This window comes from Actinomyces bovis (genome assembly GCF_900444995.1).
Classification (GTDB): Bacteria; Actinomycetota; Actinomycetes; order Actinomycetales; family Actinomycetaceae; genus Actinomyces; species Actinomyces bovis.
The window spans coordinates 346,621-371,140 of record NZ_UAPQ01000001.1 but is presented as its reverse complement, the minus strand read 5'-3'; the positions used below and the strand labels follow the sequence as shown (position 1 = coordinate 371,140).

Here is a 24,520-nt window from a genome sequence, read left to right as displayed (position 1 = left end):
ACCGCATTTTCCGTCAGGCCCCAGAGCGTCAGGCATGATTAACGCATGTCTATGGACCCGATCTACGTCGTTCTTGCCGTACTGGCCGTGCTCGTGCTGGCCGGAGGACTGTGGTACCTGGCCTCCCGCCGCTCTGGCTCCGAGCTGCCCCCAGAGATCACCACCCGCAAGCCCACCGCGGCAGAGGAAATCACCAGCGCCCCCGAGACACCGTCGGCCACCCTGGACCTGCCCGAGTCCATACCCGGGCGCATGCAGCGCCTGCGCGCACGCCTGGCTGGCTCCGGCGGTTTTGGCCGCGCCGTGCTTTCAGTGCTTTCTCGCGGCGACCTGGCTGAGTCGGACTGGGAGGAGATCGAGGACACCCTCCTCACCTCCGATCTGGGCCTAGAGGTCACCACTTCGCTGATGGACCAGCTCCGTACCCAGGCCAAGGTGCTGGACACTAAAGACCCCAATGCCGTGCGCAACGTTCTGCGCTCTGAGCTGCTCAACCTGGTAGACCCCACCATGGATCGCTCCCTGAACCTCACCAAGCCCGCCCCCGCTGCAGGCTTCACCGAGGGCGCCCCGGCCGCCGCTGTGCTCATGGTGGGTGTTAACGGCACTGGCAAGACCACCACCTGCGGCAAACTCGCCCGCGTGCTCGTTGCTCAAGACAAGCGCGTCGTCATGGGAGCCGCTGACACCTTCCGGGCCGCCGCCGCCGAGCAACTCACCACCTGGGGCGACCGCGTGGGCGTGCCCGTCATCCGCTCTGATCGGGAGGGCGCAGACCCCGCCGCGGTGGCATTCGACGCCGCCAAGGCCGCTGCCGCCCAGGGGGCCGACGTCGTCCTCGTGGACACTGCCGGGCGCTTGCAGAACAAGGCCGGGCTCATGGATGAGCTTGGCAAAATCAAGCGAGTTATGGAGAAGATCGCCCCCGTCGGTGAGATCCTCCTAGTCCTAGACGCCACCACCGGCCAGAACGGCATGCGCCAAGCTCAGGTCTTCTCTGAGGCCGTGGGCGTTACCGGCATCGTTTTGACCAAGTTGGATGGCACCGCCAAGGGCGGCATTGTGGTCACCGTGCAGCAGGAACTCGGTGTGCCCGTGAAATTCGTGGGCCTAGGGGAGGGCGCTGACGATCTGGCGCCCTTCGACCCCGAGGGCTTCGTCGACGCCCTGCTGGGCTGAGGCAACACCGCCTGTAATGACCTCGCCAGGCCTGGGGCAGCACCGGACCGCTATCCTGGCGCCAGCCATGCCCACGGCGGAGCCCGCCTCCGCCGTCGGGTGCACACACCACACACGGCGCCTTGGCGCCCCAGGAAGGACACCGCGTGTTCGGCAACCTCTCCGACCGGCTTACCGCCTCGTTCCAGTCTCTGCGTGGCAAGGGGCGGCTGACCGAAGCCGATATTGACGCCACTGTCACCGATATTCGCCGCGCCCTGCTGGAGGCCGACGTCGCCCTGCCGGTGGTCCGCTCCTTCACCAGCGCCGTGCGTGAAAAAGCCAAGGATGCGGTCCGCTCCAAGGCCCTGAACCCCGGCCAGCAGGTCGTCAAGATTGTCAACGATGAGCTGATCGAGGTGCTCGGTGGCGCCACCCGCGAGCTCAACTGGGCGGATCGTGGCCCCACCATCATCATGCTCGCCGGTCTGCAAGGTGCCGGTAAGACCACCCTGGCTGGAAAGCTCGGCTACTGGCTCAAAGGTGAGAAAAAGCGCGTCCTGTTGGTTGCCTCCGACCTGCAGCGCCCCAACGCCGTCACCCAGCTGGGCGTTGTGGCTGAACGCGCAGGTGTAGACATCTGGGCTCCCGAGCCCGGCAACGGCGTCGGCGATCTGGTGGAGGTGGCCCGCACCGGTGTGGAGCAGGGCCGCACGCACGGTTACGACGTCGTGGTGGTGGACACCGCTGGCCGCCTGGGCGTTGACGCCGAGATGATGGACCAGGCGATCCGCATCCGCGACGCCGTCCGCCCCCACGAGATTCTCTTTGTCCTAGACGCCATGGTTGGTCAGGACGCCGTCAACACCTCGGTGGCCTTCCGCGACGGCGTCGGCTTCACCGGCGTGGTCTTGTCCAAACTCGACGGCGACGCCCGCGGTGGTGCGGCTCTGTCCGTGCGAGGGGTCACTGGCGCACCGGTCCTCTTCTCCTCCACCGGCGAGGGCCTCAAAGACTTTGAGCGCTTCCACGCCGACCGAATGGCCTCCCGCATCCTGGATATGGGTGACCTGCTCACCCTCATTGAGCAGGCTCAGAAAGCTTTTGACGAGAAAGAGGCGGAGGACGCTGCCGCCAAGCTCGCCTCTGGGGCCTTCACTCTGGACGACTTCCTGAACCAGCTGCGCCAGATCCGCAAGATGGGCTCTATGAAGAAGCTGCTGGGCATGATGCCGGGCATGGGGCAGATGCGTGAGGCCCTGGACGCCTTTGACGAGCGCGAGGTGGACCGCGTGGAGGCGATTGTCTGCTCCATGACCCCCGCCGAGCGGCGCGACATAGGCATCCTCAACGGTTCGCGGCGCGCCCGCATTGCCAAGGGCTCGGGCACCACCGTGCAGGCCGTTAACGAGCTGGTGGAGCGCTTCGGTCAGGCCAAGAAGATGATGGAAGCTATGGCTTCCGGTGGCCTGGACGGCAATGGCATGACCGGCATGGGATCCCTGCCTTCCATGGGTAAGCGTGCCAAAGCCCGTCAGGCCCCCAAAGCCAAGAAGGGCAAGGGCGGCAAGAAGGGACGCTCCGGCAACCCCGCAAAGGCCGCTGCTCAGGCGCGCGCCGCTCGCGAGGGCGGCGCCGTAGAGGTGGCGGAGGCACCGCAGCAGGCTGCGGGATCAGCCTTTGGCCTGGGTACCCAGCCTGGACCTAGTGGCTACGGCATCATGCCGAGCCAGGACGCTGGGATCGGTCAGGATACGCTGGCGGGCCTGCCGGAGGACCTGCGCCGCCACCTGGGGATCTGAGCTAAGGCTGGGCTGGGCTGGGGGCTGGGCTGGGGTCGAGCTGGAGGCAGAGGCTCGGTGGGCGACGGCCACGCTGGCCTTGGCAGTATTGGCTGCAGGCTGCCTTAGCCTGAGCTCATGAGAGGCACAGAAAGCCCTGTCGGCGCCGGGACTAAGCCGGTGCCTGTGCTTACCGCCGAGGCCGGTGCAGGCCTCGACGGCTTTCGCCTGCCGGGCGGGCTGGTGGACGTGCACTGTCACCTGGGACTGGGGGCGGAAGGCGCCGTAGACCGAACCAGGACTTTGGCTCAGGCCCGTGCTGCCCGCAGCGCCGGAGTGCTGCTAGTGCGCGACTGTGGCGCACCCACTGACACGCATTGGCTGACTGATGACGCCGCACAAGCCGAGCGAGTTGCGGCTGGGGCGGCACCGGGGGAACTGCTGCCCGGCGTGTTGCGCGCTGGACGGCACCTGGCCCGGCCTCGCCGCTATCTGCGCGGCTTCGCTGAGGAGCTTGAGAACCCGAGCCTGTTGCCGGAGGCGGTGGCGCGGCAGGCTCGCGCCGGGGACGGCTGGGTGAAGCTGGTGGGGGACTGGATTGACCGCTCTGCCGGGGCGGACGCCGACATCGTTCCCCTTTGGCCCGCTGAGGTGCTGCGTGACGCCGTTGCTGCTGCGCATGAGAACGGGGCGCGGGTAACCGTACACACTTTTGCCCACGCAACTTTGGCGCCGCTGTTGGAGGCGGGGGTGGATTGCCTGGAGCATGCTACGGGAGCTGGGCCCGAGGAGATCGCGCAGATTGCTGCGCAGGGCGTGGCGGTTACGCCGACCCTGCTGCAGGTGGATCATTTCCCTGGCTTTGCCGCGCAGGCCGGTGCGAGATATCCGCGTTATGCCGCCACGGTGACGGCTTTGCATGCGGGGCATGAGGTGCAAGTGGCGGCTATGCATGAGGCGGGGGTCCGGTTGCTGCCGGGTTCGGATGCAGGCGGCAGCCTGCCTCATGACACGCTGCCGCGCGAGTTGTTGGCCTGGCGTCGGGTGGGTCTGGCGGACGCGGAGATTTTGCGATTGGCGACGACGTCGGCTCGTGAGTTTCTGGGGGTGCCCTTGGGGGAGGGGGAGCCAATGGTGCTTTACGACGCTGACCCGGCGACCGACCTAGCGCAGCTTTTGCAGCCCCGCGCCATAGTTTCAGCCGCTTAGCTTGGCAGCGGCCTGCCCGCTTTGTGTTGTGAACGCCTGTTTGTGTTGTGAACGCCTGTGGTGTGGGCGTTTTGGTCATGGGGTGGGGTTTTGGTTGTGGGGTGGGGTTTTGGTTTGGTTGTCCACAGGTGGGTTTTGGGGGTGGTGTGGGCGGTAGTCTGGTTTTGGTTCCCACTGGTTGTGGTCTTCGCCCTGATGGCCTGGCTGGGTGGGTGCTTGGGTTCTGTGATGGTGCTGGCTCTTTTTTCCTCGCCCTGAGAGGTGGTTTTGTGATGAGTTGGATGGTGCGCGAGTTTGGCGACGGCGTAGGTCGCGGCGCTGAGGGTGGTTTGGCCGTGGTGGGGCGTGCTGCTGGCCGGAGGTTAGGCAGGTTGGGGTGTTTGGTGTTGTGTGTGGGGTTGGGGGTTGGTGCTTGTCAGGGGCGGGGTGGGGCGGTGGCTAGTCCTACGGTTGATATTCCTAGGTTGGCTGCGTCTTATGCGGCTCAGGATCGGGCTCGGGCTTCGGCTTCTGCTGCGGCTGCTGGGGTGAGTTTGGGGGCGAGTCCTAGTGCGTCGGCGTCGGCGACTTTGTCTGTGGAGGCGGCTGCTTCTCGGCAGAAGGCTTTGGGGACGGTTGTGCCGGAGCGTTTGGAGGGGATGGATGACAATACTCCTCAGGGGGCGGCCCGAAGTGGCCGGTATTTCTTGCAGTTATATACCTACGCCTTCGCCACTGGTGATACCTCGCAGCTCGAGGCCATGAGTGATGACGAGTGCGTCTTTTGCAACTCGGTGATTGATAACGCCAAGAGGCTGCACGCGCAAGGTGGTTGGGCCGACCACTGGGAATATGAAATCAAGGCTGTGCGCTACGCCGACCCGGCTGAAGGACATATCTACTCACTGGTCGAACTTGATCTGGGTGACCCTGGGACGCTTCAGTACAAGGCTGACGGTTCCAGCCGTCAGACCGAACGTGCGGAACCTTTGACGCTGAAACTTTCAGTATACCGAGTCGACGGTCAGTGGGTCGTGCACGAGGGGTACCACAGCAAATGATCACATCAGTTCTAATCCCCATAGTCTTGTTGGGAGCGACATCTCCCGCACCTCCAGAACCTGCTACTGAGATTCAGTCTTGGGCGGAGCAATCATCGATTGATCTGGCTGCCAATTATCGGGAAACGGTTGAAGTTGTCGACACTTCAGGGGATTCTTCGTCCACCGTGCTGGAACAACAACGATACGGAGACCGAGGTACATACGTCGGTCCGGCTCGGCCGCTTTCTGTTACTGAGTTGTGGAATCGGGTGGTGGCGGGGCGTTGTGCTGGGGCGGATGATGCGGAGATCTATTTTCAGGTTTATGTGTCTTGTTTGCCTGCTGGGCAGCCCGCTCCCCAGGTGCCTGTTGTGCGTGCGCCTGGGGGTCCGCGTACGGTTAGTGTTACTCGGTCTCAGGTGAGCAAGCTTTTGGCTAAGGGTTCTGGTATTACTCGTCAGCCGCCTAGTGCTCGGACTCGTTTGGATATGCCGGTGATTGCTTACACTAGTGCTAGTCCGCAGGTTCTTAACACCACGATCTTGGGTACGCCTGTAACTATCACTGCGACGCCGGTGTCTTATGCCTGGGATTGGGGGGATGGGACTACTACGCGTGGCACTGATCCTGGTGCGCCGTATCCGGATCACACGGTCTTTCATTATTATGATCAGCCGGCTAAGGACTTGAAGATCACGGTGACTACGACCTGGTCGGCGACTTTCACGACCCCCGGGCAGGGGTCTAGGCCGGTTCAAGGCAGTATCACTACTACTAACACCACTACTCCTTTCGAGGTGCGTGCTTATACCGCTGTGCTCACTGACCAGGCCGAAGAAGCCCAGGGCCACTAACCCCGCCCCGTCCCCCCGCCCGCCCCATAACCCACCCTGCCCTGCCCCATAACCCGCCCGCCCCATAACCCACCCTGCCCTGCCCCATAACCCGCCCTGCTGACACCCCTGGCTTTCGGACAACCAAACGCCGTTTGGACAACCATGCACCCGGTCACAGGTTGTCCGAACGGCAGAAAGTTGTCCGAACGAGGGCGGAGGAGCGCTCACACACGCCCCCATCCACAACCCGCCCAACTAAACCCACTACCTCAGCCTGTGGACGGCAAAGTATGCACCTAGCCACACGTTGTATCCTCGCGCTCGCCTCCCACTTCCCGACGGACGGACACCACCGTGCAAGCAGCACCAACCGCCCAGGGCGCCTACAACGCCGTCGCCCCCACCGCCTTGGTGGACACACTCGCCGACTTTGAGAGCTTCGTTTCCGGCAACATTCTGATCTGGGTGCTGATCGGCACCGGCCTGATGCTTACGCTCGCAACTCGTTTCGTGCAGCTGCGGCTCTTCGCCCGTTCCGTGCATCTGGTGCTCCGCTCCCGCCATCAGCGCGGCTCACTGTCCTCCTTCCAGGCCTTCGTGATCGGCCTAGGTGGGCGCGTCGGCACCGGAAATATTGCCGGTGTGGCCCTAGCCGTCACCCTCGGCGGCCCGGGCGCCCTGTTCTGGATGTGGGTGGTGGCCCTCCTCGGCATGGCCACCTCCTTCGCCGAGTCCAGCCTGGCGCAAGTATTCAAGGTCCGCTCCGCTGACGGCATTTTCCGCGGCGGTCCGGCCTACTACATGCAGCGCGGCATCGGACACGGCTGGTTAGGACGCGGCATGGGGCTCCTCTTCGCCGTCATGCTGGTCTTTTCCTACGGCCTGATCTTCCCGATGGTCCAATCCAACACCATCGCCTTGACCCTGCGTGACGCCCACGGAGCCTCCGTTAACGCCACCGCAATCATCCTGATGCTCATCACCGCCCCCATCCTCCTAGCGGGCATGCGAGTCGTGGCGCGGGTAACCGAATGGCTGGTGCCGCTTATGGCCGCGGCCTACCTGATCGTGGTGGCAGTAGTTATCGTGGTCTCACTGCCTGCGGTCCCTGGCGTATTCGCGGATATCTTCAGCGGCGCCTTTCAACTAGAGGCCGGTCTGGCAGGCACAGGCGGCGGCTTATTCGCCACTTTCCTCAACGGCACCAAGCGTGGGCTGTTCTCCAACGAGGCTGGCCAGGGCTCCTCCCCGAACGGAGCCGCTACCGCCGACGTCGCGCACCCCGTCACCCAAGGCCTGATTCAGTCCCTGGGCGTCTTCATCGACACCATCGTCATCTGCACCGCCACCGGCCTAACGGTCTTGCTGGCCTCCCCACAGGTCTACACCCCCGGAGTTGAGCCCACTTGGGCTGAAACCACCATGGTCCAGCACGCCCTGGCCGACGCCCTGCCAGGCAACTGGGTCATCTGGTTCATGAGCTTTTTGGTCTTCACCTTCGCCTACTCCTCGGTGCTGGGCTACTCCACTTTCGCAGAGGTCAATATCTCCTACCTGGGTGGCGGCAAGTACTCCAGCCTGGTGTTGCGCATCGCCATGACGGCGGCCACCGGCCTGGGCGCCATCGTTGAACTGAAACTCGCTTGGGTTATGGCCGACGTCGCCCTGGCACTGATGACCATCCTCAACCTGGTGGCGGTGCTCTGGCTCACCCGCTGGGTGCTATCCACCCTGCGTGACTACGACCTGCAGCGGGCCGACGGCGTCGCTGAACCAGCCTTCGTGGCCGAGGGCAACCAGTTGTTGCCAGGCAAACTTGAGGGGGATATCTGGACGAAGGAGCGAGCCGTCAAGCGCGTCGCCAGCCTAGATGAGGCTTGAACGGCGCAGCCACGGCCCGAGTAAGCCACTCAGATCCAGCCGTTGGACTCGGCGGTACGCGCTGCCTCCGTCCGGTTGCGCGCATGAGTTTTGCTGATGGCGCCGGACAAGTAGTTGCGGACGGTACCCTCACCCAGATGCAGCACCTGCGCGATCTCGCACACATCCGCCCCATCACGGGCCGCCCGCAACACTTCACGTTCTCGGGGAGTTAATGGGTTAGGCCCCAGGATCACAGACTCTTGTGCCAGCGTCGGATCAATCACCCGACCGCCTGCGTGCACCGTGCGGATCGCTGCCGCAAGCTGCTCCGGCGGAGTGTCCTTGACAATGAATCCTGCCGCCCCCGCCTCTAGCGCCCGCGATAGATAACCGGGGCGCCCAAAGGTCGTGACAATCAGGCTCCGGCACGCCAGCCCGGACTCTGTCAAGCGCGCCGCCGCAGTCAAGCCGTCCACCTGTGGCATGTCAATGTCCAGCAGCACTACATCCACCGCGTGTTCCCGCACCGCTTCCACCAGACCAAGGCCACTGCCCAGCTGTGCTACTACTTCCAGGTCTTCCTCCAGTCCCAGCAGCGTGGCTAAGGCGCCACGAACCAGGGCTTGGTCATCGGCAATCAGCACTCGAATCGGGTGCTCTCCCGCGTGCTCTGAACTCATAGTCGCACCTCCAAACAGCATCCTGGACGCGCCGGATCGGCGCCAGCGCCGTCAACCGGGCTGGTGATCACCACCTGGCCGTCACTGGCGGTGACCCGCTCCCGCAGCCCACGCAGGCCATTACTTTCAGCGCCGCTAGACCCAGCAGGCAGGCCGACGCCGTCGTCTACCACGCGCAGCAAGCCCGGCCCCAGCCATACCTGCACGCGGCTGGCAGCAGCATGCCGAATCACATTAGTGGTGGCCTCACGCAGGGCCCAAGCCAGGGTCTGCCTCTGCTCGGCAGGCACCGCCGCGGCGGCCCCTTTGAAAACCGCCTCCACGCCAGCAGCCGCGAAAGCCGTGCGGGAAGCCTCCAACTGGCTCGCTAGGTCTGGCGTGCGCAGCCGCGTCACGGTGGCGCGCACATCAGCCAGGGCGGAGCGGGACAGCTCGATGATCTCCGTAAGTTCCGCCTCCGCTTGGTCCGGCTGCCCGCGGACCAAGCGCTGGGCCACCTCGGCCTTGAGCGTAAGAACCGTTAAGGTGTGGCCGAGGATGTCATGCACATCCCGGCCGATCTCCTCTCGCTGTTCGGAGGTCGCGAGTTCCACTTCCTTGACCCGCCTCCGCTCAGTGACATCAGCCGTAATGCGCCCCAGGGAAACCGCCGTGCTTGAACCCGCACAGCCGAGCGCCATCCACAGGTGATTCCAGCCTGGAGCGAATAGCGCTGTGACCGTCACCGCCATTGCGCATAGCACTAGCGTGCCGGTGACTCCGGTGCGCAGCGGCGTGGCAAATAGCAAGATCGCTGCCAGATAAGGCAGGTAGAACACCGCTGTCCACCGCAGCAGAGGCAGGCTTGGCAATGCCACCGCGACCAGCAGGGCCAGCCGCCCAGCCACGGGTTGCAACTGCTGTTTAAGAGTTGCGCCAACCGGGACTTCTAGCCAACTTTTCATAGTGGAAACGCTCCACACGTCAGCCACCCCGAAGGCGATGAGACTAGCTATGGTCACTCCCTTGATTGCGAGGGAGGCATCGGAGACCCAGGTCAAGTACAGGGGCGCCAGCAGTAGGATCACCCAGATGGAGTTGGCCCAGTCAATCCGCCGGTACCAGGGCTTGGCATAACTGCTAAGAGCTGCGTCCTCAAGGCTGTGGGCTGCACTGCTGGGGCTAGCGGGATTCACGACCTCCTGCCCCCGCTCAGTGGCGTGTGGTCACATGCCGGCGGGCAGCCAAGCAGGTGAGGGCAAAGATGCTGGTCCACACCAGAATATTAGCTACCGGCAGCCAAAGGTCCTCGTGGACAGTGCCGGTGGTGGTGGCGACGACGTCGCCCTGCAGCGCGCGGGTGGCCAGGCTGCCCGCGCCGTACAGCGGCGTGAACCGGGCGAAAGTGAACAAGGTGCCGCTTAGTGGCATGAACAGGTTACCTAAGAATGCAAAGACGCTGATCGAGGCGCCCGCGATGCCTACAGCCGCCTGGGCAGGAACCCACATGCCCACCGCCAGCCCACAACAAGCGAAGGGCACAGCCACCAGCAAGGACAGGAAATAGCTGGCAGCCCAAATCAGGGGCGTATCCATTCTGGCGCCGGTGAACGCACCCGCCGTGAAGATCACGGTCACGGGGAATACGGAGACGATCAGGGCGGTCAGCAGTTTGGTGATGATGTAGGCGCGCAGGCCCCCGGCGGTCAGGGCCACTTGGCGGCCCCAGCCGCTAGCCTGCTCGACGGCGGCCCCCGCGGCGGTGCAGGTAGCGGCCATGGCCACGGAGAAGGCAGACATATTGATCATGGTGGCGGCGGCCACGTTGCCGTGCCCAGCGTTGTAGTCGGCGTAATCCTGAGCCGCGCCCCAGAACAGGTACATGCCCAGCGGCATGATGAGCGTGAAGAACAACATATCCGGGCGCCGCAGGGTATTCAGAGTGTCGATGCGGGCGTATACCCACGGTCGCGGGCGGCGGGTGGTGCAAGCTTCAGCCTGGTGAGGGCTGACAGTCGGGTTGGTGGGGTGGGCGGTGGCGGTGCTCATCTGGGGTTCCTACAGGTGGTGAGTAATGCGGGCTGGATGGGATCAGGCGGCTTTGACAGCTGGTGCAGTGGTGGTTCCGGCGGCATCGTCGTCGGTGACTAGCTCGGAAAAGACCTGTTCCAGGCTCAGAGCACTGATTCCCAGGTGGGTGGCGGGGGTTTGGGTTAGCAGCAGGCGGGCGACGTCATCGGAAGCCTTGGTGCGTATTTCTAGGTGGCTGCCGTGCACGGAGACGCTTAGGAGGCTGCCTGCTGTGGGTGCCAGCACGTGACGCAATGCGGCCTCACCATTAAGCCCCGGCCAGGTGGCGGTGACGGTGGTGCCTTCACCCAGGGCGCGGACCTCGTCCACCGAGCCGGAAGCCACTAGGCGGCCGTGGTCAATTATGAGGATTCGGTCGGCAAAATCCGCGGCCTCCTGCAGGTAATGGGTGGCAAAGAGGATTGCGCGGCCCTGGGCGGTATGGCCGCGCATGGTCTCCCAGAAGGCGGCGCGGGCTTTCGGGTCCATGCCTGCGGTGGGCTCGTCCAACACCAGCAGCTCGGGTTGGGGCAGTAGAGCTAGGGCTAGGCGGAGCCGCTGGAGTTCACCCCCGGAGCACTTGCCGACCTTGCGTTTGAGGATGCTGCCCAGGTTGGCTTGGGCGATTACGGCTTGCACATCTGGTACCCGCCGCTGCAAGGAGGCGACGACGTCCAGGGTTTGGCGCACGGTGTAGTCAGGAAGCATTGAACCGGTCTGCAGCACCGCGCCCACGCGGCCTTCGGACACTGCCTCACGCGGGGTGGTGCCGAGTACTCGCAAGGTGCCGGAGTCGGGGGTCGAGAAGCCGAGGATCGCGTCGATGGTGGTGGATTTGCCAGCGCCGTTAGGGCCCAGAAAAGCGACGACCTCACCGGGCTGGACCTCCAGGTCCAGCTGGTTCACGGCGACCAGTTGGCCAAAAGTCTTGGTCATCTTGCTGACGGCGATGACGGGGGCGGTCTGGGGCAGGGTGGTGGGGGTGGTGCCTTGGTTCGTGCTCATGACTCAAGGCTCCGCCGGCTAGGCTTGGGCCGGTACTGAGGCGCGTCATCGCTTCCGTATGACAGATGTCAGTGCCTGAGTGATGAAACTAGCTTCGCAGCAAGTCTGCGGAGCGCCTGTGCTGGCGGGTGGACGCGGCCACCGCGGTTGTGGGCGATCTCGCAGCGGCAAACCGCCTGATCGGGGCTGTGCTGGTGGCGTACGCTCGCGACGTTCTGGCAGAATCACCTGCTGCACTCGTCTGCGTGCGGCCCCTCTCCCGGGCGTGGACGCGTCTCGGCGCGAGCCGGACAACGTTGCTTGACCCCACCGGGGTCTGGCAAGCGCCAAAACACTAGAACCAGGAGTTCAACCAAGTGGCAGTCAAGATTCGCCTCAAGCGCATGGGCAAGAAGTTCCAGCCTTTCTACCGCGTCGTCGTGCTCGACGGCCGCAAGCGCCGGGACGGCCGCGTCATTGAGGAAATCGGCATTTACGACCCGATGCAGGAGCCCTCGCTCATCCGCATCGACTCTGAGCGCGCTCAGTACTGGCTCGGCGTTGGCGCCCAGCCCTCTGACACGGTCTTCAACCTGCTCAAGATCACGGGCATCTACCAGGCCTTCAAGGGCCTCAAGGCGCCCGAGGGCAAGCTGAAGGTCAAGGAGGGCGACGCCGCTGCTGCCGCCGAGGCCGCCATTAAGGCCGCCGCCGCGGACGCCGAGAAGCGCAAGGCCGCCGCCTCCGAGGCCAAGGCCAAGGCTGAGAAGGAGGCTGCTGAGGCAGCTGCCGCCGAGGCCAAGGCAGCTGAGGAGACCGCCTCCGAGGAGGCCGCAGAGGCCCCCGCCGAGGAGGCCTGAGATGCTCGCTGACGCGCTCGAGCACCTCGTGCGGGGCATCGTCGACAACCCCGACGACGTCACCTCCAGGTCGCTGCGCCGCGGCGACCTGCTGGAGGTGCGGGTAAACCCCGAGGACCTTGGCCGCGTCATCGGCCGGTCAGGGCGCACAGCCCGGTGCTTGCGCACCGTGGTCAACGCCTTGGCTGACAGTCCGGTCCGCGTCGACGTCGTCGACACCGACCGCCGCTGAAGCAACGCAGAGCGCTGCCCGGCTCCACCAGCATGGAGCCGGGCAGCGCTGCGTTTTAACCAGCCCTAGAACCAGGACTGAGCCGGATAGAAGGTGCCGATGAGGACACAAATAGGCAGTTCCTGTAATTCCATAACTTGCCTTCAGTCTCTGCTGGGATGTGAGGACATCGAGTTTCGGAGCCTCTGGGGGAGGGATGTTGCGGGTGTTGGTGTGGGTTGGCTGGTAGTGTGCAGTCAGTGGTTGCTGGGCTGGTTGTGTGTCTGGTGGTTGCTGGGTTTGGTTGTTCTGGGTGAGTTTTTGGGAGGCGTGTGATGAGTCGCGATAGTGTTCCGTTGATCCCTGATCCTTGGGACATCATCCCGGTGCCTGAGCCGCAGAGTTTGGCTGAGATGGATGCTAAGACTGACAGGCTGATCGACCGGGGTCTGTTAGGGCCTGAGGGGGCGAATCTGCGGCCTATGGGGGTGGGGGAGGCGGTTAGTGGTGAGCATATTGAGCGGTTTGCTCCGGTGTTGCCGCGCTCGATTATTCACACTTGGCAGCGCTTTGGGTTTGAGGGTTTTAGCGGTGGGGCATTTTGGATCACTGATCCTTTGAAGTGGGCTCCGGTGGTCCAGGACTGGTTAGATCCGGTCATGGAGCGTTTGCCGTTCACAGACACTTGGCATTGCCTGGCCCGCAACGCTATGGGCACCATGTTCCTATGGGGAGAAAACACCGGTAGCAGCCTGGATATCGACCCTGTCTACCATGAGGTGATTGTTGACCAACTCGCGCGACGCACTTTCACCCAACCCGGTGCGCCTCAACGAGCAGGCAACGCCTTCTTCAGAGGTACCGCGTATCTTTATGCGCCTGCCCCAGACGACGAGGGTGGGCGCCCTTTGCCGTCTCAGGCTTTGGAGCGTTTAGGGCCTTTGGGGGTTGATGAGGTTTATGGTTTTGTTCTGCCTGTGGTGTTGGGTGGGTCTTTGAGTGTAGACAATCTGCGTATCGTGAATGCTTTTACCTATCTGAGTCTGCAAGCTCAGCAAGACGAGATCGCTATCAGTGACCCTGTTGGAGGTGCTTGGGAGCAAATCGCCCCTATTATCGGTGCTGAGCCCACTACCGGCCCATGAACCCAAATCCGGTGTCACTGCCCGAGGACTACGGTTTTACTCACAGTATCAGGGGTGAAGACCCCGGGGCGGTCGCCAAACAGTACACCGCAGCTCAAACACTAACTGGGCTCACCCAGGTGGTGCGCAGCGTGTACTTCAACGGTCGCTCAGCGCAGCTGCAAACCATGGGTCAGGAGTTTGAGTTCCAGCTCGATGGTCAATACAGCGTCTTAGCCCAGATACCGGCGGACAAGTACGTCCAAGCCCGTGAAGTGTTCAAACACCAAGGCAGGCAAGGCGCTGCTGCCACCCAACGAGCCCGCACCGACCTCGAGAACAGACTCACTCGCTACCGCAAGAAGCTCGAAGACAAGCCTTCAGAGGCTGAGGCTAGGCGGTGGGCGCGTGAGGTTATGAAGCAAGTAGCGATCTTGCATAACCCTGATCAGATTCTTGGCGGCGAGCCTTCCCCCGCTCTGGATCGTGGGGGTGCGCCTATTCCTGGTGATCGTGCGGTTAACTCCTCACTGGGTGCACAAAACCGCTCCAATGCGGCCCTTATTGATGCAGCTGCCCACAAGCAGATCGCTTCTGGTTACGGGCACCTACCCATGCACTTCCAAGTAGTGCTAACTAATCGACGCCAAAACGTTGAACGCCTACGCGCAAAACAGCCACCCCCACCCCTGAAACACCCAACCCAACCCACTCACAACACACCACCCCAACCACCCACACTCACCACTGCCGCCAAGATCCGCCACACCCTAAGCATCCAAACCCCCAAACCACCACCCACCCACACACAACACAACCCCCACACCAAACAAGAAATCCTCAAAGCCCTCACCCACACAACCCACAAACACACCCACCCCACCCACACCACACACCACAAAAAACCCAAACTCTAAACAATCAACACACCAGAAACTGCCAAACCGGTGTTTAAATGCCTCCTATAGCCCTAGAACCAGGACTGAGCCGGATAGAAGGTGCCGGCATCGCAGGCCAAACCCCAGCTGGTCACGGCCAAGCCGTTAAGCCAACCTGCGGTGCTGCGCAGGCTGCCCAGGGACTCCCCAGAACCTAAGGAGAGCATTTCCAAGGACGTGGGGCGGTTGTTCGCACTCTGCGGCATCGTGTAAGCGACGTCGCCAAATGCAGCCGTTGCGTAAGGCACCTGCCGACCATTGCCATCCAAACGCAGCAGCGGGGCTGGCTGACCGGGGCGCAACACCTCCACCAGGTCACTGCAATGCAGCACCAAATCCCGCGAATCAGAAGTGATCCTTGGCCAGGCGGAGCCCAAGAACCCAGCATGGGTCGGGTCTGCCTGGAGACTCACCGTCTGGTCAGTCTCCAAATTAGTGGCTAGCACCTGCTTGCCGTCGCCGTAGTAGCACCAACCGTCACGCACCAGCACCAGACTGCTCGTATTGGCCTGGGAAGCGCCAGTCCCCAACATGAAGGCCAGGTCGCCACCGCCTCGCAAAGCACGGGCCACCACTGCCTGCCCAAGCGAAGTCACCGTGTAACTGCTCGGCTGCTCCAAGAGTTCATGCACATCCAACTCCACCGCCAAGTCCTCCGCCCGCAGGCGCATCGCAATGAAGTCAGCGGACCCAAACCCACTGCCCGCGACCAGCAAAGAACCGCGATCTGGGGAGAATGAGAGCGCGAAGTCCAACGGGGGAGTAGTTGCAGCCGACAGGAGCTGCACGGAGAAAGAACTGCTTAGACGGGCTACAGACTCAAGGCGACCATCGGCCAGGCGGACGCGCAGCAGGCTCACAGGGCACTCCCGCTCCTGCGCGCCCCGGCCCCGGCCTACCTCCGCTAAAACCATCTCTACGCCCACCACCAAATAGGCATGCTCCGAGCCCAACAATGCAGCTGCGGCATGCAACCGCGGCACTGTGTTACCAGCCGGGGGACGGTAGCTACTCATAGCCGAGGTGTACTGGGAAGCATCCAGCGAGACCCGGCTGGTAGTGAAGCCCTGCGGCCCACCGGGCAGAATTGCGGTGGACACTCCGGTCGCCAGGTCCACGATCACAGGACAAAGCCCTTGCGCAGCAACACCGACCGCCTGGCTGCTCCATGCCGAGCCAACTAGATACTGGTCATGCACAGCCAGGATCTCCGCGCCCTGCCACAGAGGGTTAGAGCCAAAGCTGCTGGGCACCGCACTGCTCGACGGTGGCTTAGGCGCCGGGACGGTCGTCTCCAAGATGGGGCTTGCCGAGTTGGTGGGGCTGACCGAGGCTGCCTGCGTGGCCCCACTGCACGACGTCAGCCCTGCGGCAGCCACAGCTGCGGCAGCGGTGATGAACATGCGGCGGTCCATTGGCTCTCCAGGGTGCTTGCGGCTCCAGAGACTGATGCCGAGTAGCTTTGCAATCAGTCTGCCAATGGTGACTAACAACGGCAACGCGAACAGGTGTCAGTCCGGCGGCAGCTCACACAAGAAGCGATATCGGCGCGCTGCTAGCAAGCTGCCAGAGCCAGCAAAAGCAGGCCCGAGCACCTCCGCCCACCTCCGCCAGGTAGGTTTAGCCCGTGTTGCTGACTGTTGCCGTAATCGGCCCCGCCCACGCCCTCAAGGGCGAAATCCGCCTGGAAATCCGCACCGATGACCCAGCTGGACGCCTCGCTCCCGGATCGGTGCTGCCAGTCCAAGCACCCAAAGGCCAATCCGCCCCCAAGCAACTCACCGTAGCTCGCCTCCGTCACGATGGTGCACGCTGGTTCGCTACCTTCGTGGAGGCCACCGACCGCACTGCCGCCGAAGCCTTGCGCGGACTACGCCTCCTAGTGGAGACAGACGAGGACGACCCCACAGACCCAGACGACGACGCCTGGTACGCCCATGAGCTCACAGGTCTCAAAGCCCACCTGCTATCCACTGACGCCGCCGGGCAGCCCACCCCCGGCACTCTCCTAGGAGAAGTCACCGGCCTGGAACCCGGCGTCGCCCAAGACCGTCTACTCGTGCGCACCCCCGCAGGAGAGACTGTGGCCGTGCCCTTTGTGGAGGCCCTGGTGCCACTGATTGACCCTGAGGCTGGATGGGTTCTGCTCGACCCACCCGGTGGGCTTTTCCCGCGCCTAGGGGATCCTGAGGAGGTCCGACCTTGAGCCTGCGCCTCGACGTCGTCACCATCTTCCCCGACTACCTGCGCGTGCTTGACCTATCCCTGATTGGCAAGGCCGCCACCACCGGGCTGATAGACCTGCGGATTCACGACCTGCGCGACTGGGCTCATGACCGCCATCGCACCGTGGATGACACACCGCTCGGCGGAGGCGCCGGCATGGTGATGAAAGCCGATGTGTGGGGCCAGGCCCTCGACGCTGTCCTAGGAGAAACAGCTCAGTCTGGCCAGCGGCAGGTCCTAGTGGTGCCTACTCCCGCCGGTGAGGTCTTCACCCAGCGCACTGCTGAGGATCTGGCTCAAGCAGACCAGATTGTCTTTGCCTGTGGGCGCTACGAGGGCATCGACGCGCGCGTGGCTGAGCACTACCGCAGCACCGGCTTGGAGGTGCGCGAGCTGTCTATCGGTGACTACGTGCTCAACGGGGGAGAGGTAGCCACCTTGGTAATGGTGGAGGCCATCTCCCGCCTGCAGCCCGGTGTGCTCGGCAACCCCGAATCCGTGGTGGAGGAGTCACATTCCAGCGCCGGACTGCTGGAGTATCCCGTTTACACCCGGCCCGTGCAATGGCGGGGTCAGGACCTGGCAGTGAGCGAGCCGGTGCTGCTCTCCGGGGACCATGCGCGCATCGCCCGCACCCGCCGCAACCAAGCCATCGTCCGCACCGCTGCCCGCCGCCCCGACCTGATTCGAGCATTGGAACCCAGCAGCCTGGACGCCGCTGACCGCGCCGTCCTAGCCAGTCACGGCTGGGCGGTGCCCGCCAATAGTCCACACCCAGTGCCTGTGCAACTGCGCCCGGCCACCGCCGCTGACCTCGGTGCCTTGGCTGCACTAGCCGCCCGCACCTTCCCTGACGCCTGCCCCTCGCAGCTCACCCCGGAGCAGATTTCCAACCATATCGCCACGAAGCTAACTCCAGAGCATTTCGCCGCCTGGCTAGCTGAGCCACGTGCCCGGCTCACCGTCGCCGTGCTCCCTGAGCGTTTTGCAGCCACTGCTGGTGAGGAGCCGCTGCCTGCGGGCGCCCTGGTCGGATACAGCTTGCTGCTGCTTGAGCAGCCAGGTCCCGACGGCCTCTTGCCGCTCGGCTTGGACCCGCGCCCCACCTGCCTCAAGGTGACAGAGGTGGCTCTGCTTGCTGAGCTTTCCAAGGTCTATGTGGAGCCCTCCCTGCGCGGCTCTGGAATCAGTTCGGCCCTGCTGGAACAAGCAATTACCGACGCCGTAGCTGCCGGTGTCAGCCAGCTCTGGCTGGGCACCCATACGGGCAACAAGCGCGCCCAAAAGGCCTATAAACGGGCCGGATTCAAACGCAGCGGTGCTCGCTCCTACCACGTGGGTGGGCAGGAATGCCGCGACGTCGTCATGAGCTGTGATTTGGGGACGCAGAGCGCCGTGAGGTGAGGCACTTCGCCTGCTCCTCTACTGCCGGTTGCTGGAAGCCTGTGGCAGACTGGGCGGGCCCGCAGGCCTGGGAATGCGTCTGCCACTGGGGACCTATCCACAGCAGGACCAGCGGGCGTCAGCACAGGTGCCAGCCCCAGTAGGCGCGGGCACCACTTAGCAAGTGCTCCTGACCAGTGGCAGAAGTGCGTGGAGAGATCCAATGAACCTGATCGACGAGATCAATGCCGCGTCGCTGCGCGACGACATCCCCAGCTTCCGTGCCGGTGACACCCTCAAGGTGCACGTCAAGGTCGTTGAGGGTAACCGCTCCCGTGTCCAGGTCTTCCAGGGCATCGTCATCGCTCGTCAGGGTGGTGGCGTCGGTGAGACCTTCACGATCCGCAAGGTCTCCTTCGGCTGTGGCGTCGAGCGCACCTTCCCGCTGCACACCCCCTCCATCGAGAAGATTGAGGTTGTCACCCGTGGTGACGTGCGCCGCGCGAAGCTGTACTACTTGCGCAACCTGCGTGGCAAGGCCGCAAGGATCAAGGAACGCCGCGAGGCCTGAGTTCCACACGGCTAGCAGGTGGCGCCTGGCCTGCGGGCTGGGCGCCACCACCAGCCAAATCCCTTAAAACCAGCCCGGAGTTCCCGGGCCCCTGCCGCCAGGAGGAAACCAGCGTGAGCCAGCCGAAGGAGGGTCAACCATTGAAGACTGACCACCTGCTGGCTGATGCTGAGACAGCACCCCAGGACCCAGAACTGGACCCCCCGCTGCCCCCCTCCATCCCCCCACGCAAGTCGTCCAAGGATGAGGCCGAAAACGGGCACAAAGCCCACGGCTCAACCCTGCTGGTGGTCGTGGTCATCCTGATTCTGGCGGCCCTGTTCAAGAGCTTCGTAGTGCAGACCTACGAGATCCCCTCCTCCTCCATGGAAAACACCCTGGCCGTGGGGGACCGCGTGGCCGTAACCATGTACAACGCCAGCAATATCAAGCGCGGGGACATAGTGGTCTTTGTGGATCCGGGCGGCTGGCTCACCGGCTACAAGGAGCCCACCGGCGTTAAGAAGGTCCTGCGCGATGTTCTGGAGTTCACTCGCCTGCTGCCTGCCCACTCAGGGCATCACCTAATCAAGCGCGTGATCGGCATGCCCGGTGACCACGTGATCTCTGATGGCAAAGGCTCCCTGAGCGTCAACGGCGTTGAGATCTCCGAGGGTTACATCAAGCCGGGCGTCTCCGCCTCAGATATTGCCTTTGATGTGACGGTGCCCGCAGGCTACGTCTGGCTTATGGGCGACAACCGTTCCAATTCCTTGGATTCCCGCCTGCACCAGGACGACGCTAACCACGGATTTGTGCCCCTGGACAATGTGGTGGGAGTGGCCCGCTACCTCTTCCTGCCAGTTAGCCGCTGGGCGGTTCTAGACGAGGAACACCAAGCCTTTAGTCGCGTGCCTGAGCCCACCACTCTGCCTAGCCACCTGCCTCCAAGCCATCCGGCCACTGCGCCAGCCAGCCCGGCCACCGCGCCAGCTAACTAAGGCGCCGGGGGACCGCATGAGCCCGGCCATCCGCCCAAACCGGCAAGTAGAAACAGAACTCCTGGCTGCCCATGAACTGGTTGGTGGCCTGGACGAGGTGGGGCGTGGTTCTCTAGCTGGTCCCGTAACCGTGGGGTTGGCGGTCGTTTCCCACAGCACAGTCAACGAGTTCCCTGCCGGATTGGCGGATTCCAAGCAGCTCACGGCTCGACGTCGCCAGGCACTTGTGCAGCCCTGCCAGGATTGGCTGGCTGATTACGCCATCGCCCATGCCAGCCCGGCGGAGATTGATGCTTTAGGCATTGTCGGGGCCCTGCGTTTGGCAGGCCGTCGGGCCTTGGCGCAGTTGGCCTCCCGGGGACACCTGCCGAGCGTCATCATTCTCGACGGCGTGGCGGACTGGCTCACCGCCCCGGAGGCAAAGCTATGCAGCGGCATTCACGCCCCCGCCGGGGCCGAGGACAGCGCCGCAGAGTTGCCCGCCGTCTTGCCCCCCGAGGCTGTGCCGCCGGTGCGCCTGGAAGTAAAAGGCGACGCCCGCTGCGCCGTCGTCGCCGCAGCCTCAGTGCTGGCCAAGGTGCAGCGCGACGCCATCATGACGGCCCTAGACGACCCTGGCTACGGCTGGGCCTCCAACAAGGGCTACGCCTCCGCGGCCCACCAGCAGGGGCTGGCGCGCCTGGGAGCCTCTGCGCAACACCGCCGCTCCTGGAGACTGCCTGGGCTGAATGCCTAAGGTCGCGGGATGGTCAGGGTGGGCGCGTCGCAAATGACTGGCGGAGATGCGGCAGGCATTATGAGAGCGTGGGTGCAGAAGATCTGGAGAAGTACGAGAACAACCTAGAGCTGGAGCTCTACCGGGAGTATCGGGATGTGGTGTCCCTGTTCTCCTATGTGGTGGAGACCGAGCGCCGCTTCTATCTGGCCAACTCTGTGGACGTGCAGGTGCGCACCAATGGAGGAGAGGTTTTCTTCGAGCTTGCCCTTGAGGACGCCTGGGTTTGGGACATTTACCGGGCTTCGCGCTTTGTTAAATCCGTACACGTGGTCACCTTCAAAGACGTGAATGTGGAGGAGCTAACCAAGCCGGAGATGGAACTGCCCTGAGCCGCCTGAGCGGGGCTGGAGCTGGTCTGCGGACGGTGGCCGGTCCTGCGCTCCACAGCCCGCCGCCGTGCAGGTGCAGTCGCCAGAGCTGTTGCTAACTGCTGAGCAGCTTCGAGCCTAGCCAATTCTGGATGGGTGAAACCCGCAACAGCGCAGCAAAGGCCAGCCCACGGTGTTGGGAATCCAGCTACTCAAGCTGCCAGCCCTGGCACGCGCTTAGCTACCAGAGCTGCAGCCAGTCCCGCCGATCCGCGGGCCGCACTGGGGCGTGAAGGTGAGGAGCTCACCGCCGCTCGCCTAGAGGCTGAAGGCTGGCAGATTCTGGACCGAAACTGGCGTCCGGGGCCCGGAGAGGCAGGGCAGGCACCTTTGCGCGGCGAGCTTGACCTCATCGCCCAAGACCCCGACGGCGCCCTGGTGATCGTGGAGGTTAAAACCAGGCGCAGTGAACGCTACGGCCCACCTGCAGCCGCCGTCGGGCCTGGCAAAGTCCGTCGCCTGCGGTTGCTAGCCATCGCCTGGGTGCACAGCCATGACTGCGCCGCCTGCGGACCCCTGCGCCTAGACGTCGTCTCCGTGCTGCTCCCAGTCAGCGGTGCGCCCAGGCTGCGCCACCACCGGGGAGTGGGGCTCTGATGGGACTGGCACGCACCTTGGCCGTGGCCCTCACCGGCCTGGATGGGCACCTGGTAGACGTGGAAGCGCATGCCGTCAGTGGCCTGCCTGGCTTCACCCTGGTGGGCCTGCCCGACGCCGCCTTGCGCGAGTCCAAGGACCGCGTCCGCGCGGCCCTAAGCACCTGCGGGGTGCCCTGGGGTGAGCACCGCCTGACCGTGAACTTATCCCCGGCAGATTTACGCAAGACCGGCACCGGCTTTGACCTGGCTTTGGCCATGGCCGTCTTCGGTGCCCTGCGCCTGATCCCACCCAAGGCAACGGCCCGCCTGAGCCGGGTGGTGATGATTGGTGAACTAGGGCTAGATGGCAGCGTCCATCCGGTACGCGGGGTTCTTCCCGCGGTTGCCGCCGCTGTGGCTGCTGGGGTGGAGCAGGTGGTGGTAGCTGCGGGCTGTGAGGCCGAGGCCAGTTTGGTGCGAGGTGCCCAGGTGCGCGGAGTGCGGCATGTGGGGGAGCTGGTGCTGGAACTCGGCGGGAAACTCAAAGAGCCAGTGCGACGCGCCTTAGAACAGCTAATTGCTTCTGGGCCGGCGGGTGAGCGGTTCCGCGCCCAGGCGCCGGTGCCAGCGCCAGTGCCAGACCTGGCGGAGGTGGTGGGACAGATCGAGGCTAGGCGCGCTCTGGAGGTGGCCGCCGCCGGAGGTCACCACCTGCTAATGGTGGGGCCACCCGGTGCTGGAAAAACCATGCTCGCTGAACGCCTGCCCGGCATCCTGCCGCCCCTGGAACACGACGACGCCGTCACCGTCACCTCAATCCACTCCCTAGCAGCCACCTTCAACCCAGAGCACGGACTGCTGGCTGCCCCACCCCTGCGCGCCCCACACCACACCGCCACTAGAGCGGCTGTGGTGGGTGGCGGCTCCGGCACACCCCGCCCCGGAGACGTAGCTCTGGCACACCGCGGCGTGCTCTTCTTGGACGAGGCACCCGAGTTCGCCTCCGGGGTGCTGGACTGCCTGCGCCAGCCCCTGGAATCCGGCACGGTGACTATTGACCGAGTGGGCGGCAGAGCCACCTACCCGGCTGCCTTCCAACTCGTCTTGGCCGCCAACCCCTGCCCATGCGGGAAAGCGGGCGGGCGCGGGCTGGAATGCACCTGCACCTCGCTGCAACGCCGACGCTACTTCTCCCGCCTCTCCGGCCCCTTACTGGACCGGGTAGATATCCAGGTGGAAGTGGGGCCAGTGCTCGCCGCTGAGCTGGTGGCCCCTGAACCCGGTGAATCCAGCGCTGTGGTGGCCGCGCGGGTGCTCGCAGCGCGACGGCGCACGGCCACGCGCCTCGCGGGCACCCCCTGGCGCCTAAACGCCCAAGTACCCGGAGCCTGGCTACGCAGCCCCGACTCCGGCACCGATCCACGCCTAGTGACGCGGCTCATGGAGGCCTTGGAACGCGGCACCCTCTCATTGCGGGGCGTGGACCGGGTGCTGCGCCTGGCCTGGACCCTGGCTGACCTAGACGGCGTCGCAACCCCTACCCCCACACAACTAGGCGCAGCCCTAGCCCTGCGCACCCGAGGAGGCAACCATGCCCGCTAAACCACTCATCAACTTTGACCCCGGTCACTCGGTGCTCGCTCATGCTGCCTGGTCACGGCTAACCGAACCCACCGACCCGGCCGCCGTCGCCTTACTCAGTGGCCTAGGAGCAGTGGAGGCCCTGGACTGGCTGCTCCACCAGGCACTTGACGCCGACGGCGCCCCGCGCGACACCCCTAGCCCGCCACCGGGCAGCCCCCAAGGCGCACGCGCCAGTGCAGCCTGGGCCCAAGCCACCTCCCGCTGGGCTCCACGCCTACGCACCCTGGAACCCGAACGAGACCTGGAGGTGCTTGAGCAGCTCGGCGGCAGCCTGGTGCTGCCAGGAGACGTCTGGTGGCCGCCCGGGCTAAACGAGCTTGAAGCCCCGCCCATATGCCTGTGGGTGCGTGGAGACCCGGCCCTCCTGGTCTCCCAAGCTGATACGGAGCAGGAGGCGCCAGAGCCCGGACCCCAAATGGCTGCCGCCCAGGTACCGCGTCACCGGGAGCAGTTGGTGCCTGCCGGCCCCGGGCGCGGTCACGCCCTCGCCCTAGTGGGGGCCAGAGCAGCTACCAGCTACGGGGAAGGCGTGGCCATGGAACTGGGCGCAGGCCTGGCCGCACGCGGCTGCGTCGTCGTCTCAGGTGGCGCCTTTGGCATTGATGCCGCCGCCCACCGGGGCGCCTTAAGCGGAGGCCGCACCGTCTCCGTTTCCGCTGGAGGGGTAGACCGCCTCTACCCGGCGGGAAACAGCCAAGTGTTGAGCCGGATCGTGGAGGAGGGCGCCCTGGTGGCCGAGGTACCGCCCGGATGTGCACCAGCTCGTCACCGCTTCCTGACGCGCAACCGGTTAATCGCCGCCATGACCGAAGCCACCGTGGTGGTTGAGGCTGCCTGGCGCTCCGGCGCACTGTCCACCGCGCACCAGGCCCAAGGCTTGGGACGACCCGTGGGCGCTGTGCCAGGCCCGGTCACCGCCATGAGCTCGGTGGGTTGCCACCGCCTCCTGCGCGCCGGGGCCACCTGCGTGACTGACGCCGAGGAGGCCCTGGAACTTGTGGCGCCACTAGGCACCGTAGATGCAGACCTAGCCAAGGAGAGCGCGCAAGCGGCGCGTGAGCCCGGGCTATTGGATGGCCTGGAGCCCGACTGCGCGGCCGTGTTGGACGCCATGCCAGCTCGGGGCGCGGCGGCATTGGAACGTCTGGCGCGCGTGGCGGGACTAGGGGAAGCTCAGACCAGTGCTGCCCTGGGCCTGCTGGAACTGGACGGTCGGGTGGAGCGTGACGGCACGCGCTGGCGGCGGCGTCGCCCCGTCACCAAGGCGTCCTAACCTG

The 24,520-nt window shown here is 64.5% G+C and carries 25 protein-coding genes; 19 read left to right on the top strand and 6 right to left on the bottom strand.

Annotated features, from left to right (window positions below; translation table 11 throughout):
* The first annotated feature begins 51 nt into the window (after nucleotides 1-51).
* The 3 genes from ftsY to DR039_RS01575 all read left to right on the top strand — a co-directional run bounded on the left by ftsY (nucleotide 52) and on the right by DR039_RS01575 (nucleotide 4,148).
* Complete coding sequence (gene ftsY / locus DR039_RS01585) at nucleotides 52-1,179, top strand: signal recognition particle-docking protein FtsY (protein WP_111835996.1); 1,128 nt, start codon at nucleotides 52-54, stop codon at nucleotides 1,177-1,179.
* A 146-nt stretch (nucleotides 1,180-1,325) separates the two neighbouring features.
* Nucleotides 1,326-2,960 carry a signal recognition particle protein gene (gene ffh, locus DR039_RS01580; protein WP_111835644.1) on the top strand — a complete coding sequence of 545 codons (1,635 nt, stop codon included), beginning with the start codon at nucleotides 1,326-1,328 and terminating at the stop codon, nucleotides 2,958-2,960.
* Between the two features lie 117 nt (nucleotides 2,961-3,077).
* On the top strand, nucleotides 3,078-4,148 hold the full coding sequence (locus DR039_RS01575; RefSeq protein ID WP_111835643.1) for an amidohydrolase family protein: 1,071 nt from the start codon (nucleotides 3,078-3,080) through the stop codon (nucleotides 4,146-4,148).
* 484 nt (nucleotides 4,149-4,632) lie between these two features.
* On the opposite strand, the gene DR039_RS11180 is transcribed toward DR039_RS01575, so the two are convergent.
* Nucleotides 4,633-4,797 carry a hypothetical protein gene (locus DR039_RS11180; protein ID WP_170166893.1) on the bottom strand — a complete coding sequence of 55 codons (165 nt, stop codon included), beginning with the start codon at nucleotides 4,795-4,797 and terminating at the stop codon, nucleotides 4,633-4,635.
* Here DR039_RS11180 and DR039_RS01570 point away from each other — a divergent pair.
* The 3 genes from DR039_RS01570 to DR039_RS01560 all read left to right on the top strand — a co-directional run bounded on the left by DR039_RS01570 (nucleotide 4,787) and on the right by DR039_RS01560 (nucleotide 7,887).
* Nucleotides 4,787-5,188 (top strand): DUF6318 family protein, encoded by a 402-nt coding sequence (locus DR039_RS01570; RefSeq protein ID WP_111835642.1) that lies wholly within the window; start codon nucleotides 4,787-4,789, stop codon nucleotides 5,186-5,188. The two genes, DR039_RS11180 and DR039_RS01570, sit on opposite strands and share 11 nt — an antisense overlap.
* A 401-nt stretch (nucleotides 5,189-5,589) precedes the next feature.
* Nucleotides 5,590-6,024, top strand: coding sequence for a hypothetical protein (locus tag DR039_RS01565; protein ID WP_229116722.1), 435 nt, complete (start codon nucleotides 5,590-5,592; stop codon nucleotides 6,022-6,024).
* A 336-nt stretch (nucleotides 6,025-6,360) separates the two neighbouring features.
* The gene (locus DR039_RS01560; protein WP_111835641.1) at nucleotides 6,361-7,887 is read left to right on the top strand and encodes an alanine/glycine:cation symporter family protein; all 1,527 of its coding nucleotides are present in this window, start codon (nucleotides 6,361-6,363) and stop codon (nucleotides 7,885-7,887) included.
* Nucleotides 7,888-7,916: 29 nt separating this feature from the next.
* Here DR039_RS01560 and DR039_RS01555 read toward each other — a convergent pair whose 3' ends face one another.
* Genes DR039_RS01555 through DR039_RS01540 form a run of 4 tightly spaced genes read right to left on the bottom strand, consistent with a single transcriptional unit; the run spans nucleotide 7,917 to nucleotide 11,603 of the window.
* Nucleotides 7,917-8,549: a response regulator transcription factor gene (locus DR039_RS01555; protein ID WP_111835640.1), complete on the bottom strand. Its 633-nt coding sequence runs from the start codon at nucleotides 8,547-8,549 to the stop codon at nucleotides 7,917-7,919.
* On the bottom strand, nucleotides 8,546-9,724 hold the full coding sequence (locus DR039_RS01550) for a sensor histidine kinase (RefSeq protein WP_111835639.1): 1,179 nt from the start codon (nucleotides 9,722-9,724) through the stop codon (nucleotides 8,546-8,548). Before DR039_RS01550 ends, DR039_RS01555 begins: the two co-directional genes overlap by 4 nt.
* A gap of 16 nt (nucleotides 9,725-9,740) precedes the next feature.
* Nucleotides 9,741-10,577, bottom strand: a complete 837-nt coding sequence (locus DR039_RS01545) for an ABC transporter (protein WP_111835638.1) — start codon at nucleotides 10,575-10,577, stop codon at nucleotides 9,741-9,743.
* A gap of 42 nt (nucleotides 10,578-10,619) precedes the next feature.
* Nucleotides 10,620-11,603, bottom strand: a complete 984-nt coding sequence (locus DR039_RS01540) for an ABC transporter ATP-binding protein (protein ID WP_111835637.1) — start codon at nucleotides 11,601-11,603, stop codon at nucleotides 10,620-10,622.
* A gap of 356 nt (nucleotides 11,604-11,959) precedes the next feature.
* Between DR039_RS01540 and rpsP the strand changes: the two genes are divergently transcribed.
* The 4 genes from rpsP (at nucleotide 11,960) to DR039_RS01520 (ending at nucleotide 14,694) form a co-directional block, all read left to right on the top strand.
* Complete coding sequence (gene rpsP / locus DR039_RS01535) at nucleotides 11,960-12,442, top strand: 30S ribosomal protein S16 (RefSeq protein ID WP_111835636.1); 483 nt, start codon at nucleotides 11,960-11,962, stop codon at nucleotides 12,440-12,442.
* 1 nt (nucleotide 12,443) lies between these two features.
* Nucleotides 12,444-12,674, top strand: coding sequence for an RNA-binding protein (locus DR039_RS01530; protein ID WP_111835635.1), 231 nt, complete (start codon nucleotides 12,444-12,446; stop codon nucleotides 12,672-12,674).
* A 314-nt stretch (nucleotides 12,675-12,988) separates the two neighbouring features.
* A complete protein-coding gene (locus tag DR039_RS01525) occupies nucleotides 12,989-13,798 on the top strand; it encodes a GAD-like domain-containing protein (protein WP_111835634.1) in 810 nt (269 codons plus the stop codon).
* On the top strand, nucleotides 13,795-14,694 hold the full coding sequence (locus tag DR039_RS01520; RefSeq protein WP_111835633.1) for a polymorphic toxin type 15 domain-containing protein: 900 nt from the start codon (nucleotides 13,795-13,797) through the stop codon (nucleotides 14,692-14,694). The genes DR039_RS01525 and DR039_RS01520 overlap by 4 nt, the downstream gene beginning before the upstream one ends.
* Before the next feature lie 53 nt (nucleotides 14,695-14,747).
* Here the strand turns inward: DR039_RS01520 and DR039_RS01515 are convergent, their stop codons facing one another.
* Nucleotides 14,748-16,130: a hypothetical protein gene (locus DR039_RS01515; protein ID WP_111835632.1), complete on the bottom strand. Its 1,383-nt coding sequence runs from the start codon at nucleotides 16,128-16,130 to the stop codon at nucleotides 14,748-14,750.
* A gap of 212 nt (nucleotides 16,131-16,342) precedes the next feature.
* Here DR039_RS01515 and rimM point away from each other — a divergent pair, with 212 nt between their 5' ends.
* The 9 genes from rimM (at nucleotide 16,343) to DR039_RS01470 (ending at nucleotide 24,516) form a co-directional block, all read left to right on the top strand.
* A complete protein-coding gene (gene rimM, locus DR039_RS01510) occupies nucleotides 16,343-16,921 on the top strand; it encodes a ribosome maturation factor RimM (RefSeq protein WP_111835631.1) in 579 nt (192 codons plus the stop codon).
* A gap of 2 nt (nucleotides 16,922-16,923) precedes the next feature.
* The gene (gene trmD / locus DR039_RS01505; RefSeq protein WP_111835995.1) at nucleotides 16,924-18,345 is read left to right on the top strand and encodes a tRNA (guanosine(37)-N1)-methyltransferase TrmD; all 1,422 of its coding nucleotides are present in this window, start codon (nucleotides 16,924-16,926) and stop codon (nucleotides 18,343-18,345) included.
* Between the two features lie 202 nt (nucleotides 18,346-18,547).
* The gene (rplS, locus tag DR039_RS01500) at nucleotides 18,548-18,895 is read left to right on the top strand and encodes a 50S ribosomal protein L19 (RefSeq protein ID WP_111835630.1); all 348 of its coding nucleotides are present in this window, start codon (nucleotides 18,548-18,550) and stop codon (nucleotides 18,893-18,895) included.
* A 113-nt stretch (nucleotides 18,896-19,008) separates the two neighbouring features.
* Entirely contained in the window at nucleotides 19,009-19,875 is an 867-nt protein-coding gene (lepB, locus tag DR039_RS01495) for a signal peptidase I (protein WP_111835629.1), read from the top strand.
* Between the two features lie 16 nt (nucleotides 19,876-19,891).
* Nucleotides 19,892-20,611: a ribonuclease HII gene (locus DR039_RS01490; protein ID WP_111835628.1), complete on the top strand. Its 720-nt coding sequence runs from the start codon at nucleotides 19,892-19,894 to the stop codon at nucleotides 20,609-20,611.
* Nucleotides 20,612-20,679: 68 nt separating this feature from the next.
* The gene (locus DR039_RS01485; RefSeq protein ID WP_111835627.1) at nucleotides 20,680-20,982 is read left to right on the top strand and encodes a DUF2469 domain-containing protein; all 303 of its coding nucleotides are present in this window, start codon (nucleotides 20,680-20,682) and stop codon (nucleotides 20,980-20,982) included.
* Between the two features lie 135 nt (nucleotides 20,983-21,117).
* Nucleotides 21,118-21,618, top strand: coding sequence for a YraN family protein (locus DR039_RS01480; protein ID WP_111835626.1), 501 nt, complete (start codon nucleotides 21,118-21,120; stop codon nucleotides 21,616-21,618).
* Nucleotides 21,618-23,201 (top strand): YifB family Mg chelatase-like AAA ATPase, encoded by a 1,584-nt coding sequence (locus DR039_RS01475; RefSeq protein ID WP_111835625.1) that lies wholly within the window; start codon nucleotides 21,618-21,620, stop codon nucleotides 23,199-23,201. The genes DR039_RS01480 and DR039_RS01475 overlap by 1 nt, the downstream gene beginning before the upstream one ends.
* Nucleotides 23,191-24,516 (top strand): DNA-processing protein DprA, encoded by a 1,326-nt coding sequence (locus DR039_RS01470; protein WP_111835624.1) that lies wholly within the window; start codon nucleotides 23,191-23,193, stop codon nucleotides 24,514-24,516. Before DR039_RS01475 ends, DR039_RS01470 begins: the two co-directional genes overlap by 11 nt.
* Nucleotides 24,517-24,520 lie beyond the last annotated feature (4 nt).